The following is a 14,723-nucleotide window of genomic DNA, read 5'->3' as shown; positions in this document are numbered from 1 at the left end:
TCAGTTCGCTGCCAGGAGAATTTTTTCCGGGCTCTCGACACGGGATCGGGCACGTCCGATCCAGACACGAAGCAGCGCCAGCAGGAGATCCAGATCGACGGGTTTGGCGATGTAGTCGGAAGCCCCGGCATCCAGACATTTTTGCCGATCCCCCTTCATCGCCTTTGCGGTGACGGAAATCAGCGGGATATGAGCAATCGCCGGTGTGCCGCGAATCCGCCGCATCGTCTCGTAGCCGTCCATCTCCGGCATCATGATATCGATCAATGCCACGTCGACATCGGGCGCCTGTTCAAGAAGCGCGATGCCATCACGGCCCCGCTCGGCATGCAGAACCTGTATGTCATAGGTCTCCAGAACACTCGTGAGCGAATAAATGTTACGAATGTCGTCGTCGACGATGAGAACTTTCGCCCCGGCGAGATCGGACTTGCCGTTGTGTTCAGTTCCTGCCCAGGCCTCTTGGCGACCTTCTCCCGGCAGCGTTGCCGAAATATGCAGCGCCAATTGAGCGAAGTTCTCCGCCCGCGGTGCTTCCGCCAAGGCCGGGTTCAATGCCAGTACCTGTTCAAGCGCGTCCGGGTGAGGTGTAAAGAACAGCAGCTGCGGCAAGGCTTCGCCGAATTGGCCGGTGATCTCGTCCAGCGCCTTTGCGTTGTCCTTGGCGGAGCGTCCAAAGCCGAGCACGACGGCATCATAGAAGGCGAGGCCAACGTCTTCTGCATTTGCCGCAACACGACCGATCGCGGTGACCGACGTTACGCCGTCGCGGATTGCCTCGACCAGAGCCAGACGCCGCTCCGGGTCAGGGTCCACGACCAGAACGCGGCGCTGAACGCGGAGCTTCTTCGAGTGGATATCCTGAAACACCTTCATCAGCTCGTCCGAGGAAACGGGCTTGGTGGAAATGCTGGACGCCCCCTTGCGTGCGAGACTGTCGATGTCTTCGGCACCCGAGATGACATGGATAGGAATTCCCCTCGTCTTCTGGTCATGCCGCAGCAGATCGAAAAGCACCCAGCCATCGATATCCGAAAGTCCGAGATCAAGTGTGATTGCGTCGGGAACGAGCTTGCGGGCCAATGCCAGCGTGCCGGAACCTGCAGTCGACAGAACGCCTTTCAGCCCGGCCGACCGGGCGAGGCCAAGCAGCAACCCGCCAAAGGTCGGATCGTCTTCGACGATCAACACGATCCGATCGGTGGGTAGGATTGAATCGCGGTCGTCGATCAGCTCTGCCGAGGGCGGACTGCTGAGCAGAGCTGTCGCAGCAACCGCCTCCGCCGCCGGAGCCAAGGTCGACTGTACTGTCGTCACGCGGGGGCCGTCGAACGGGATGATGAGGGTAAATGTCGACCCCTTGCCCGGCGTGCTTTCGACCCGCAATTCGCCGCCAAGCAAGCGAGCGATCTCGCGGCTGATCGAGAGCCCAAGGCCGGTGCCGCCATACTTGCGGCTGGTGGTGCCGTCGGCCTGCTGGAAGGCCTCGAAAATCAGCTTCTGTTTGTCTTCTGGAATGCCAATGCCGGTGTCCGTGACGGCGATCGCGAGAGCCTTCACCGGCTGCGTCGCGCCATTGCGGCGGCCGGCCTTTTCAACCCGGAAGTTCAGGCTGACCTCGCCTTCCGAGGTGAATTTGAATGCGTTGGAAAGCAGGTTGAGGACAATCTGCTGCAAGCGTTTCTCATCTGTGCGGACCGTGTCGGGAAGCGCCGGATCGACCTTGATGGTGAAGCCAAGTCCCTTGTCGGCTGCCAGCTGACGAAAAGTTCGTTCCATATGCTGGCGAAGATGCGTCACCGGCATATCGTTGATGTCGATGGAAACAGTGCCCGACTCGATCTTCGACAGATCGAGGATATCGTTGATGAGGCTGAGAAGATCGGTTCCTGCCGAATTGATGGTGCGGGCGAACTCTACCTGTTTTTCGTTGAGGTTGCCGTGCTGGTTGGTCGCCAGCAGGTTTGACAAAATGAGCAGCGAATTGAGCGGCGTGCGCAGTTCGTGGCTCATATTGGCCAGGAATTCGGATTTGTATTTCGACGTGAGCGCCAGTTGCTCGGCTTTTTCCTCCAGCGCGCGTCGCGCCATCTCGATTTCGAGATTCTTGTTTTCGACCTGCTTCTTTTCGTTCTCGAGCAGCTGCGCCTTTTCCTGCAGCTCCTCGTTTGTCGCATGCAGCTCTTCCTGCTTTTTTGTCAGCTCGGTTTGACGCGCTTGCAATTCCGACGTCAGCAGTTGCGACTGCTTGAGCAGGCCCTCCGTGCGCATCGTCGCAGCGATGGTGTTGAGAACGATGCCGACGGATTCCATGAGCTGGTTGAGGAACGACTGGTGTGTGTCACGAAACTCGCCGAACGAGGCGAGCTCGATGACGGCTTTGACTTCATCCTCGAACAGGGCAGGCAGGATGATGACATTGGCTGGCGAGGCGCTGCCAAGACCAGATGTGACCCGAAGGAATTCTGGCGGTACATTGTCCAGCATGATGGCGCGCTTGTCGGCGGCACTTTGCCCAACCAGGCCCTCTCGCAGATCAAGCCGCTGCTTGATGGCAGCCTTGCTCTCGGCGCCATAGGAAGCCGCCAGCTCAAGATAGGATTCCTCCTCGTCGCGATTGGTGACGTAGAACACCCCATACTGGGCGTTCACCAGAGGAGCGAGTTCGGACATGATGAGCCGCGAGACGGTGGCAAGGTCGCGCTCGCCTTGCAGCATGCGCGAAAACCGGGCGAGATTGGTCTTCAACCAGTCCTGCTCGGCATTCTTCAGCGTCTGATCCTTCAGATTGCGGATCATTTCGTTGATGTTGTCTTTCAGCGCGGCGACCTCGCCGGAGGCTTCGACGCTGATCGAACGGGTAAGATCGCCCTTGGTCACCGCCGTCGAAACCTCGGCGATGGCACGCACCTGGGTGGTCAGATTGGCAGCGAGTTGATTGACATTGTCGGTCAGGTCGCGCCAGAGGCCGGCGGCACCTGGCACACGCGCCTGACCACCGAGCTTACCCTCGATGCCCACCTCACGGGCGACGTTGGTCACCTGGTCGGCAAAGGTGGCAAGCGTCTCGATCATGCCGTTGATGGTGTCGGCCAGCAGGGCGATCTCTCCCTTCGCGTCGACCGTCAGTTTGCGCCTGAGATTGCCTTGCGCGACCGCCGTCACGACATCGGCGATGCCGCGCACCTGATTGGTCAAGTTCGTCGCCATCAGGTTGACGTTGTCGGTCAGGTCCTTCCAGGTACCGGCAACACCTTCGACGCGCGCCTGGCCACCAAGCTTGCCCTCGGTGCCAACCTCACGCGCGACTCGGGTGACCTCGCCGGCGAAGGAGTTCAACTGGTCCACCATGGTGTTGATGGTCGACTTGAGCTCCAGGATTTCGCCCTTCACATCGACGGTGATCTTCTTCGACAGGTCGCCGCGCGCCACGGCGGTCGTGACTTCGGCGATGTTGCGCACCTGGCCGGTCAGATTCTCGGCCATCGAGTTCACATTGTCTGTGAGATCCTTCCACGTGCCGGCAACGCCGCGCACCTGCGCCTGGCCTCCCAACTTGCCTTCCGTGCCGACCTCGCGTGCCACGCGCGTGACTTCCGAAGCGAAGGAATTAAGCTGGTCCACCATTGTGTTGATGGTGTCCTTCAGCTCCAGGATCTCGCCGCGGACATCGACGGTGATCTTCTTCGAAAGGTCCCCGAGCGCCACGGCGGTGGTTACCTCGGCGATGTTGCGCACCTGGCCGGTCAGGTTGGCCGCCATGGCGTTGACGTTTTCGGTCAGATCCTTCCACGTGCCGCCGATGCCGCGCACCTGGGCCTGGCCGCCGAGCTTGCCATCGGAGCCGACCTCGCGCGCCACACGTGTCACTTCCGAAGCGAAGGAATTGAGCTGGTCGACCATCGTGTTGATGACGTCCTTGATCTGCAAGATCTCGCCCAGCGCGTCGACGGTGATCTTCTGGGTCAAGTCGCCGGTCGCTATGGCCGTTGCCACCTTCGACACGTCACGCAACTGCACCGTCAAATTGCCGGCCATGGCGTTGACGTTGTCGGTCAGATCCTTCCAGGTGCCACCGACGCCTTCGACATGCGCCTGGCCACCAAGCTTGCCTTCCGATCCCACTTCGCGGGCCACACGCGTGACCTCAGAGGCGAAGGAGTTCAGTTGGTCGACCATCGTGTTGACGGTGTCCTTGAGCTCCAGGATCTCGCCTTTGACGTCGACGGTGATCTTCTTCGACAGGTCGCCGCGCGCCACGGCGGTGGTGACTTCTGCGATGTTTCGAACCTGGCCAGTCAGGTTGGCGGCCATGAGATTGACGTTGTCGGTCAAATCCTTCCATGTGCCGCCGACGCCCCTCACCTCTGCCTGGCCGCCCAGCTTGCCTTCGGTGCCGACCTCGCGTGCCACGCGCGTCACTTCCGAGGCAAAGGAGTTCAGTTGGTCGACCATCGTGTTGATGGTGTCCTTGAGTTCCAGGATTTCGCCTTGCACGGCGACCGTGATCTTCTTGGACAGATCGCCCGACGCGACCGCCGTGGTCACCTCGGCGATATTGCGCACCTGACCGGTCAGGTTCTCGGCCATCGAGTTGACGTTGTCGGTGAGGTCCTTCCAGGTGCCGGCGACGCCGCGCACCTGCGCCTGGCCGCCAAGCTTGCCTTCGGTGCCAACCTCGCGTGCCACGCGCGTGACCTCGCCCGCGAATGAATTCAGCTGGTCCACCATCGTGTTTATCGTGGATTTCAGCTCGAGAATCTCGCCCTTCACGTCCACCGTAATCTTCTTCGACAGGTCGCCCAAAGCCACCGCGGTCGTCACTTCGGCGATGTTGCGCACCTGGCCAGTCAGGTTCTCGGCCATGGAATTCACATTGTCGGTCAGATCCTTCCACGTACCACCAACACCCTCAACGCGCGCCTGGCCGCCAAGCTTGCCTTCAGTGCCGACCTCGCGCGCCACGCGCGTCACTTCCGAAGCGAAGGAATTAAGCTGGTCCACCATCGTGTTGATGGTGTTCTTCAGTTCTAGGATTTCGCCCTTGACATCGACTGTGATCTTCTTCGACAGGTCGCCCGACGCGACCGCCGTCGTAACCTCCGCGATGTTGCGCACTTGCCCGGTCAGGTTCGTGGCCATCGCGTTGACGTTGTCGGTCAGATCTTTCCACGTGCCGGCGACGCCCTTGACCCGGGCTTGGCCGCCGAGCTTGCCTTCCGTACCGACCTCGCGCGCCACGCGCGTCACCTCAGAGGCGAAGGAGGCCAACTGGCCGACCATGGTGTTGACGATCTTGCCGATGCGCAGGAATTCGCCGCGCAGCGGTCGGCCATCAATTTCGACCATCATGGTCTGCGAAAGGTCGCCCTTGGCGACGGCGCCGATAACGCGCGCAACCTCAGCCGTTGGCTGAACCATGTCTTCGATGAGATCATTGACTGAACGGACACTGGATTCCCAACTGCCGGTGGCATTTCGAACCCGGCCGCGCTCGCCTATCCGCCCTTCCTTGCCGACGACCCGGCTCAAGCGCTCGAACTCGCGCGTCACTTGGTCGTTGAGGTCAGCGATCTCATTGAAAGTCTCAGCTATCTCGGAATCGAGGCCTTCATAAACATTGTCGATGCGGACGGAGAAATCGCCGCGCCGGAAGGCTTTCAGAGAATTCAGGATGCTTCGACGGTCCAATTGCTTCTTGGATGCCTGCACGGTCACAGCGCCACTCCCAGCCCTATGGATTTACACGGATAAAGTTGCCCCCGCGGCTAATGGTGGATCGCGCCGCAAGACCCCAAACGCGGCATTTTCAATTTTGTTCCATCGTGCCGTGAATTCCAGGCCGACGATTGCGCCTTGGTTTGAACGCCGGATTTCATGATGCGGTTGTGGATTTATCGGGCTTCAGCCGACCACGACACGCCATCGCCGTTTGCCATTGCCAGAGAGGCATGAATTGCGTTGCGCAACTCGGAAGGCGAGGCAGGCTTTGCGACCCATGTCCCTTTGAAGGAAAATCGGATCGTGAAAACCCGAATTGGCGTAGTTTGCCGAATGGACGACAAAGGGGATGTTTCGGCCGTCAAGCAACGTAGCTATTCGTACGCAATCCCCATCCGCCAGGCCGATATCCATGACAACAATGTCGGGAGAACTGCCCCTGAACCATTCCAGCGCGTCGGCGCAGGACGAAAAGACCCCAGCGATGTCGAACCCCGCGTCGCGCAACATGTCTTCAAGTTCGAGCGCGATAAACGCCTCGTCTTCCAAAATCGCAACGGACCTATGGTGGTCCAATTATCCCGGTCCTTTGCTATCGAAACGATCGGCAGCGCAGCACGCCGCCTGACCGGTTCCACCCGGTGGTCGAAGCTCACGGCAATTTTCTTGCCGGACATGGCATGGACCATAAGCCCGACCAATTCCTCGTCGTCGCAGCGACACTCAGGAAACCTTGCGCGGATTTCATCGACCGCAAACGCCGTCGAGATAATGTCCTCAGCGCGATAGCCAGAGATCACCGCGTAGACTGCGCTATAGGTTTCAAGGTCAATGACTTCGGTTTTCAGCACATCATCCTCCCTGCGGAAGGCCGACGGCAGAGGCGCCGGATGTCTCGCAAAGATTGCTAGATGCCGGCATCGAGTCTTCGGCGCTGTATCCTGTTCATTCTATGACGGTTGGCCGCGCTGTCGATAGCTCTGCAAGGCTTTGTACGCTTCCAGACACTGATTCACGCGAGCGACCAGATCAGGCAATCGTGCCGTTCATATACGTTTTCCGGTTCACTGTAGTGCCGTCCGCCAACTGAAACAGTCCGCCCGACCAGAATGACGATTGTCGGCCCTTTCACTTGAAGCCCACCAGATCAGCGAGTGAGTTGTGGCCAACACTCCAACACCTCCGCCATGCTGGCCGCCTCAATCTGCTCACTGAAGCGGGAATGGTAGACTTCCATCAGTGCGTCATGGGTCTGGTCGGCAGAGCTGCAGATGGCATCGGTGACGAGAATGACGCGAAAGCCACGATCGATGGCGCCAAGCACGGTCGCGAGAACGCAAACGTCGGTTTCGCCACCGGTGATCACGAGCGCACGCACGCCGGAGCCACTCAGCAGCGCGTCGAGCCGCCCCTCGGTCCAGGGCGAATAGACGTGTTTGTCGACCACCGTCGCCGGCGGTACAAATCGTGCGAGTTGAGGCATCAGCTCGATCAGGCGCGGATCGATGTTGGAAAGGGTTACCTCCGCCCACCGACGATAGTAGTTTGCCCACATTCCCGGCGCCTCGCCCGGGCGGGCGGCAGGAATGAAGCGCGTGAACAGGGTACGGCTGGCATGTCTGGCGACCAGTTCTTCGATCGCCGGGACCACCTTTTCAGCCCACGGCACGGGCCAAGGTCCACCCGGCGCAAACAGGCGCTGCATGTCGACGCACAGATGCAGGCCATCGTCGCCTATTGGTCCGTGAATCAATCCTTGGGCGGCCACTGGTGGATTCCGTCGGGTTTGGGTTACTGGCCTGCCTGCCGCGCTGCATCGGCCTCAGCCACATCAACAGTGTAAAGCAATTCACCGTTTTCGTTGGATACCCTCACAAGCCAGCCGGACAGAGCGTCCGTGCCAGGCTGCAGGTCGGCGAGAAGATCGATTGCGCAGCGGATAGCTTCGGACCGGGCCGCCTCAAGGCTCGCCATCCTCGACGGCGGTATGCGTCGGCTGGTTTCGCCATCGCGATACTCAAAGACATATACGTCGCCGGCGCCGTCGCTTGCAGAGGTTATCTCGACCTGGTCGAAATTGCCGTTGCTGCTCGCGTCATATTCATTGGCTGCGAGATCAAAGGTCGCTGTCTGGACCAGGATTGCCTTTGCGCGGGCAAGCACGTCATCTTCAGCTTGTATCCCGACGTTTGCCATGTCCACCGTAACGCAGTCGCCGCCCTCGCCGCAAAATATCACCCGGCGAACCGACTGCCCGTCTGGCGCCCTGGCATTCACCACTTCGGTCCGAACGACTTGCATGACACTCTCCTGCCTGTGTCTGACAATGTTCATGGTGCGCTTTCGGTTCCTGCGGATGCAGGCGCCGGCCCGGCTGTCGAGACCGACAGGATTTCGCCCACCGGACATTCACGGTGCACCGAGCCCCCGCCGCAGGAACAATTCGAACGGAAACGCGTTGCCCTAGCTGGAAACGGGATAAGCGCAAAATGGCCGCGCCACGTGCTGCCTGGAAGGGCTTCTTGAAGGTTGGTTCGGTTACTTGCGGCGTGAAGATTGTCGGCGCAACCAGCGAAGCATCCAAGATCCATTTCAAGATTTTGAACCGCAAGGACGGTCTGCCGGTCAGGAGCGTCTACGCCGACGAGGAGACCGGAAAGCTGGTGGATGCAGCGGATCAGGTGAAGGGTTTCGAGATCGAAAAGGACGAATTTCTCCAGATCGAACCTGACGACATAAAGGCGTTGAAGCTGACGTCGAAGCACACGCTCGAAGTCGGCGAATTCGTATCGATTGACGATATCGATACGCGCTATCTCGAGAAGCCCTACTATCTGATCCCGGCCGACGGCGCCGCAATCGAAGCATACGGAGTGATCCGCGATGCCATGAAGAACAAGGGCGTGGCCGCTCGATCCTGCGTGGTGCTCTACCAGCGCGGCCGCGAAGTGCTGATTCAGCCCTATGGCAAGGGGATGGTGATGACCGAGCTTCGCAACCACAACGAAATGGTTTCGGAAAGCACTGTGTTCGATGGATTGGCCAAGCAGAAATACGACCCCGATCTGCTCGAAATCGCCGGCATGCTTATTGATAAAAAAGTGACGACCTTCGATCCCTCGAAATTTGAAGACACCTATGAAGACGCACTGATCGCCATGATCGATGCAAAGCGCAAAGGCAAGAAGCTGCCGAAGCCCGCACCAAGGCCACAGGAGAATGTCATCAACCTCGCTGAGGTGCTGAAGAAGAGCCTCAAACAGGAAGGGCTGGCGAGATCCACAAAGAGAGCCTCACCGAAACGCAAGACAGCATAGTTGATAACTGCCCAGCCAGAAGGTCCGCACAGCAGCTCCAGCCGCCCTTAATCGCTCGGAACAATTCTCGCGGTTGCCCGTTGGCCACCAAGGACGATGCCTTATGGCCGAGATCAAGAACGTCGACGGGGCAGTCCTCAAAGAGCCAGAGGCAGCGGATACCAACATTGCGCTCAAGGAGCCGGAACGCAGGACTCTGATCGGGCGCCGACAAGCCCCAGGACCGCTGGCCATCGGTAAAAATACATGGGGTGTGAAAAGACCCTTTCGCCTCCAGACGCGGCGACGCGCGACCGGTGGCGGGCCGAACCCCACGCCCAAGCGAAACCCGGAGAATAGATGTGCCCCCCAAACCAGAGCCAACCGAAGAGCCGCCAGTGGATGCGCCGACGTGGACGCCGGACATACGCGAGCCTGAGCCGGATCTTCTTCCCGACGAAGTGCCAGTTCCTAATCCGGACGAGAACCGTGATCCGCCAAAGCGAGGCGTGGTGACAGACTGAACAACGAGTTTGGTCCGGCATCCTCCTGCAAAGGCGTTTATCTCGCCGCCGGGTTCAAGATCGCCAGTGAAATGCGACTGGATTTGGCTGCGCCGAATGCTTGACGGATTTGGTCTCGATGGTGTGGACCTATCGACGCCTCGCCAAGCCTCATTTTCCAAGTATCTGTTCGAACGTGCATTGCTTCGGGCTTTTGTCAGGACGCCATCGCAGAAATTTGGTGCCATGACGGAAACGATCGCCGGTGACATGATCGAACCGCACCTCCGCCACCAGTTCGGGCCGCAATGGCTCCCATTGTCCGCTTCTTTCCGTGCTCCACCGACTGGGGCCGCCCGGCGCTTTTCCCGTGAAGCCAGGAGCCGATCGCAAAGCTTCAAGTTGTCGCGTAAGCTTGGCCCTGTCCTCCCGGGCGATCGTCGAAGTGAACCCGACATGGTCGAGTTGCCCCTGGTCATTGTACAGGCCGAGCAACAGGGAGCCGACTTCACCCGAATTCGCCAGGTAGCGGAACCCTCCGACGACACAATCGGCCGTGCGCAGGCGCTTGACTTTGACCATGGCGCGCTCGCCGGGTCGATATTCGTCATCGAGAAGCTTGGCAACGACCCCGTCGGTCGAACCTTGCCCGGATTGGCCAAGCCATCTGCCTGCCGCCGCCAAATCAAGCGTTGCCCGAGACAGTTCGAGATCCTTTCGCCCGGCCGACTTTACGAACAGTTCGAGTGCAGCGCGCCGAACCGAGAGCGGCTGTTGCATCAAGGCGCCCTCGGAGGTCGCCAACATGTCAAAGAGGATCAGCTTTGCCGGCGTCGCGACCGACAGTTTCCGGATCCTGCTTTCCGCCGGATGCAGCCGCATCTGCAAGGCGTCGAAAGAAAGAGAGCCTGCAATTTCGATGACGATCTCACCATCGACCACGAACTCTTTTGTTTTCAGTTCATGCAACATCGCGACGACTTCCGGGAAATACCGCCCTAACGGCTTGCCGGATTTTGCACGCAACTCCACGGCCGCGCCGGCTTTAAAGGCCAGGCAGCGGAACCCGTCCCATTTGGGTTCGTATTGCCATCGGCCAGCATCGGCCGGCAACGTGTCGGCAGCCTTTGCTTCCATCGGCGCCGTGCTCAACGCCACGCCGAAAGACGATTTTACACTCGTCGGCAGATCGCGAGAGATGGCAGATTCGCCCGTCATGAAAGTTCCGTGGACAACGATGGAGATCGACTCAACGCAGCACTGGTGCCGGCTTTGGAAAAAATCATGCTTCAACAGGGTTAGGTCATGATGAGATTTCAACCAAATCTCATCATGACCTAGGACGGTCTACTCGGCAGCCTGCATGTTGATCTTGCTTTCCGCCATTTCGGTGAGCTTGCGATCGGTCGCCTGCTCTTCCTTCAGGTTCTTGGCCAATACGTTGGCGCAGTCACTGCGGCCAAGCTGCTTGGCCCAAGCGATGAGCGTGCCATATCTGGTCATCTCATAATGTTCGACCGCCTGCGCCGAGGCTATCAGTGCCGCGTCTAGGACCTCCTTGTCGTCGACGTCGCCGCTCACATCGTCGGCTTCCTCCAGAATGCCGTCTATCGCCGGGCAGTTGACCTCCTTGGCCTTGACGCCATGCAATTCGAACACCTGTTCGACGCGCTCGATATGGCCTTTGGTCTGCTCGAGGTGTTTTTCGAATCCGGCCTTCAATTGCGGATCGGTTGCCTTGCCGATCATCTTCGGCAGCGCTTTCTCGATCTGCTTTTCGGCGTAATAGATGTCGCGCAGCGTGTGCACGAAGAGATCGTCGAGTGTCTTGATGTCCTTCGAAAAGAAGCCCATGGCTTTACCTTTCATTGTGCAGAAGTTCGGGTTCGGCGGCGGCTTGCCCGCCACCCGCGGAGGCCGGGAACTCGTCCCGGCTTGCTGGTCAACGCGCCGGTGCCGGAGGAGTTCCTGATTCCGAGCCGGGCCGTTACTCCTTTTCGAAACGCTGCGATCAATCTCCGGAGGAGCTTTGACCCGATCACACGTTCCATGGCCCAGACGACGACCCTCAGGCGCCCGCCGGCGCGGAAAAACTGACGGCCAGGAGAGCCGAAACGTGCTCTGCGCCGCAAGCTCTCGCAGGCGATGGCTGCCTCGACAAATGCAATGCCAGCGTCGGGCGCGCACTATTGTCGGGAGAACTCTTGGTCAAGTATGCGAAGGCCCTCTTCATATTTGGCCGCCGACGCTCCGACCTGCCTCGACTGCCAGATGTTGTCCTCCAAATCGGCGCGTTTTACGGGGAGCGCCACTGGGTTCGACGCAGCCCGCCGGACAAAGGCGAAATACTCCTCATCCGGCCTGCGCGACATGGCATCGACCGCCGCGCTAATTGTAGGTCCGAAGCCTGCTTCTTCGAGCTTGGCGCGGGTCCAGCCTTCGCCTTTCTCCAGAACGTCATGAAGGTAGGCAACAGTCTTCTGATCGATTGTCTCGACAGCGTCGACGACACGGCGGCAATGCTCGATGTAGGGCCGCCCGGTCTTATCGCGCTGCGACGCGTGAACCTCCTCCGCAATCTTTGCCGCCTGGTAGAAAATGCTCATCGCGCCTGTCGTTGCCGTGATTGTCTCTGCCTGATGAAACCTATTCCACGATATGTGGCGTGTGTCGCTTGTCCTCGGCAGGGTCGACATCGATACGGGCCTTTTCCGGATCGAAAGCGCCGTGACCTGCAATAGCCAGAGCAGCCGCATCGGGCGTTTCGTAGGCCCACATGAAATCATCGGAAGAACTGCCGACGGCGTGGACACGCCAGTAGCTTGCGGTGCCTTTAAGCGGGCACCGGGTGGTGGTGTCGGTCTTTTCGAAAAGATCGAAATAGATGTCCTCGAAGGGGATATAGAAAACGGGCTCGTGGCCGTCTTCACGCAGGACCTTCGCCCGCTCCGTAGCCGCGACGATGGCGTCGGAAAACCGCACCGTCACCGTGCCGGAAAACGGTTCTATGGCCAATCGGCCAAGGTGGTGTTGTGAAGTTGCGCCTGAAGTTTGCATCTGAATTTCTCCCTGGGGATTACCGCAAGATCGGTCATGCCTGGAGACGAAATGCGCGGCGGCGCTTCAGGTTCCGGCATGTCCGATGAAGCTGAATGGCAGCCGGCCTTAGCGCCTACCGCTTGCCGTATCCAGCAGTACTCGTCGGTAAGGGGGCGGTGAAATGCTCGTCCAACCCATTCGAAGACTTTAGAAGGACGACACGGTCGTCGCTTCCGTGGAGCGTCAGGGCTGGCACCGAAATGATCTTCGCCGCTACTTGCCGGCGGGCGAGTTCGTGGCTGGAGATGCTCCAGCTGTTTGGCCGTCGTCAGCTGCCGCCTCACGCACGGGCTCCGGGGCGGCCTGAGTTGCTGCCAAGTGGGCCGCAAGGTCCCTATAGACCTTGCCCCTGCCGCCATCGTGTTTAGCGATCAGGCCAAGTAGGTCATGACGGCTTAGCTTTGCAATCTTCATTAGGAATTCGAATTCGTGCTTCGGAATCGAGGCTGCTAAGCGATCGAGTTTGGCCCGCCGGGTCTCTTTGGACACATGTGCTCCTATATATCCAGGCAGCATGCGAGGCACGTATTCGGAGGCCCGCCATTGTCTTGATGGCGGGCCTTCGGGCGGCCGAAGCCGCTAGGTCCATCGGCTACTTGTTGCAGTTTTGCACGGTCGAGGTCGTTGCGCCACTTGCAGTGTTGTTATCGATGTCATTGCCTGCGGCGTCCTTGCAACGGTCGGTCATGCCGTTCGATTTTGTAGTCGAGTTTGTGGAATTCGGATCGGTTGGCACGGTCGCATTCCCGCTGCCAGTTCCATTGCCAGCGGCGCCGCCGCTGCCAACAGTTCCAGTACCAGTTCCATTACCCGTGCCAGCCGTGCCGCCAGCACCCGTTCCATTTGTCTGCGCCAAGGCGGAACCGGCCAAGGCAATAGTTAGCACCGACGCAGCTAGAATTTTCTTCAACATTGCAGTCTCCGTGTTTGAATCGCCGAATTGCGATCGCTTTCCCAACGACAGGTTTTTCTCATTGTTCCCGGCGTAATGGATTGTGATCCGCAGCAGCCTTCGTCGAGGTGGACACTCTTGACGGCGCACGAATTGTGATGAGACCTGACAAGGGCAGGATGGGCTTTGTTCAACACCAAAGCGATATGTTGGGCGCGGCTGCATGCATCCGACGCGGATCGCGATGCGGAATGTGGGCAAGACGGGTTACAACAGAAGCGGCGATCAGAGCTGCGAGCGAACCGGCCGCCTTGATGTTAATCTGACGGTTGAATCTCAAGACCATTCCGACGCAGGAGCAGAACGCATGCCGGCTCGATCCGAAGGATTTACAATCGCTCTGGCTCACAACGGGGATGCACGAACGCAGGCGGCCGCTGCGCTCTATCGACACAACATCGAACAAACCGGAATCGATGACCGGGCAGTGATCGGCGCGGAGCTTACCGACCCCTCGGGAAAGATCTGGGGTGGAATTTGGGGCAGAACGGAACTGGGGCTCCTGTTTCTCGACATGTTCTTCTTGCCTGAAAAATTGCGTGGCCGATCCTATGGATCACAGCTTCTTATAGCGATTGAGGAGGAAGCCGTTAGGCGTGGATGCAAGAGAGCCGTCGTCGAGACGAGCAGTTTCCAGGCGCCTCAATTTTACCGGCTTCATGGGTTTGAGGAATTCGGCAAAGTCGAATTCGCTATTCCAGGACACGCCCGCATCTTCCTTCGCAAGAACCTGCAGTAATCTTTGCGGAGGCGCCATCTGCACGAACGGCTGTTCGCCGGCAAAACGCCGGCGCCTTAGCCCTCCCAGCCGTAGCCATCTACTCCCGAAGGTCCTTTTGCCCTTTCCATCCGGGAAGCTCGGTCATCGGGCATAGCAGCCGCGGTCGCGCCGGATCGGAGATATCGAGTTTATCCCAGGGAATGCGGTACAGGCCGTCGCGACGGCGCAGCCGAAACAGGTCGAGCATCGCGATGCCGATGGTCGAAGCCGACAGACGCTCGAACGCGGCGTAGATGCCAACGTGGAATTCAGTAACGACGAGCTCGTCGCCACGCTGTTCGGCGAGAATCTCTTCGATGTGACCGATGCTCTTTCCACGCTGCGAGAGCACGCGTCGCCCGGCAAGATGTTCGAGGTTGACTGTCCTCATC

Annotated in this window: 12 protein-coding genes; 2 read left to right on the top strand and 10 right to left on the bottom strand. The window is 59.3% G+C overall.

Going from position 1 to position 14,723, the window contains the following annotated elements; genetic code table 11:
- The 4 genes from ACYG9R_RS20740 to ACYG9R_RS20725 form a co-directional block, all read right to left on the bottom strand.
- On the bottom strand, window positions 1-5,712 hold the full coding sequence (locus ACYG9R_RS20740; RefSeq protein WP_031195793.1) for a HAMP domain-containing protein: 5,712 nt from the start codon (window positions 5,710-5,712) through the stop codon (window positions 1-3).
- A 192-nt stretch (window positions 5,713-5,904) separates the two neighbouring features.
- Window positions 5,905-6,231: a response regulator gene (locus tag ACYG9R_RS20735; RefSeq protein ID WP_460221879.1), complete on the bottom strand. Its 327-nt coding sequence runs from the start codon at window positions 6,229-6,231 to the stop codon at window positions 5,905-5,907.
- 637 nt (window positions 6,232-6,868) lie between these two features.
- Window positions 6,869-7,489 (bottom strand): cysteine hydrolase family protein, encoded by a 621-nt coding sequence (locus ACYG9R_RS20730; RefSeq protein WP_023687850.1) that lies wholly within the window; start codon window positions 7,487-7,489, stop codon window positions 6,869-6,871.
- A gap of 23 nt (window positions 7,490-7,512) precedes the next feature.
- Window positions 7,513-8,055: a DUF6894 family protein gene (locus ACYG9R_RS20725; RefSeq protein WP_023700055.1), complete on the bottom strand. Its 543-nt coding sequence runs from the start codon at window positions 8,053-8,055 to the stop codon at window positions 7,513-7,515.
- Between the two features lie 155 nt (window positions 8,056-8,210).
- On the opposite strand from ACYG9R_RS20725, the gene ku reads away from it, so the two are divergent.
- Window positions 8,211-9,038 carry a non-homologous end joining protein Ku gene (gene ku, locus ACYG9R_RS20720; protein WP_023681176.1) on the top strand — a complete coding sequence of 276 codons (828 nt, stop codon included), beginning with the start codon at window positions 8,211-8,213 and terminating at the stop codon, window positions 9,036-9,038.
- A 653-nt stretch (window positions 9,039-9,691) separates the two neighbouring features.
- On the opposite strand, the gene ACYG9R_RS20715 is transcribed toward ku, so the two are convergent.
- From ACYG9R_RS20715 to ACYG9R_RS20695, 5 genes are all read right to left on the bottom strand, one after another.
- Window positions 9,692-10,738: an ATP-dependent DNA ligase gene (locus ACYG9R_RS20715; protein ID WP_050590557.1), complete on the bottom strand. Its 1,047-nt coding sequence runs from the start codon at window positions 10,736-10,738 to the stop codon at window positions 9,692-9,694.
- A gap of 129 nt (window positions 10,739-10,867) precedes the next feature.
- Entirely contained in the window at window positions 10,868-11,374 is a 507-nt protein-coding gene (locus ACYG9R_RS20710; RefSeq protein ID WP_023668075.1) for a YciE/YciF ferroxidase family protein, read from the bottom strand.
- 332 nt (window positions 11,375-11,706) lie between these two features.
- Window positions 11,707-12,126 carry an HD domain-containing protein gene (locus ACYG9R_RS20705; protein ID WP_023824804.1) on the bottom strand — a complete coding sequence of 140 codons (420 nt, stop codon included), beginning with the start codon at window positions 12,124-12,126 and terminating at the stop codon, window positions 11,707-11,709.
- A gap of 40 nt (window positions 12,127-12,166) precedes the next feature.
- The gene (locus ACYG9R_RS20700) at window positions 12,167-12,577 is read right to left on the bottom strand and encodes a DUF427 domain-containing protein (RefSeq protein WP_023725490.1); all 411 of its coding nucleotides are present in this window, start codon (window positions 12,575-12,577) and stop codon (window positions 12,167-12,169) included.
- Between the two features lie 634 nt (window positions 12,578-13,211).
- Window positions 13,212-13,532 (bottom strand): hypothetical protein, encoded by a 321-nt coding sequence (locus tag ACYG9R_RS20695; RefSeq protein WP_031194920.1) that lies wholly within the window; start codon window positions 13,530-13,532, stop codon window positions 13,212-13,214.
- A 202-nt stretch (window positions 13,533-13,734) separates the two neighbouring features.
- On the opposite strand from ACYG9R_RS20695, the gene ACYG9R_RS20690 reads away from it, so the two are divergent.
- On the top strand, window positions 13,735-14,310 hold the full coding sequence (locus tag ACYG9R_RS20690; RefSeq protein WP_023824802.1) for a GNAT family N-acetyltransferase: 576 nt from the start codon (window positions 13,735-13,737) through the stop codon (window positions 14,308-14,310).
- Between the two features lie 79 nt (window positions 14,311-14,389).
- On the opposite strand, the gene ACYG9R_RS20685 is transcribed toward ACYG9R_RS20690, so the two are convergent.
- A complete protein-coding gene (locus tag ACYG9R_RS20685; protein WP_023681169.1) occupies window positions 14,390-14,722 on the bottom strand; it encodes a hypothetical protein in 333 nt (110 codons plus the stop codon).
- Window position 14,723: the final 1 nt, after the last annotated feature.

The sequence above is a fragment of the Mesorhizobium sp. RSR565B genome, assembly GCF_054719465.1.
This window is presented reverse-complemented; position numbering and strand designations above follow the sequence as displayed.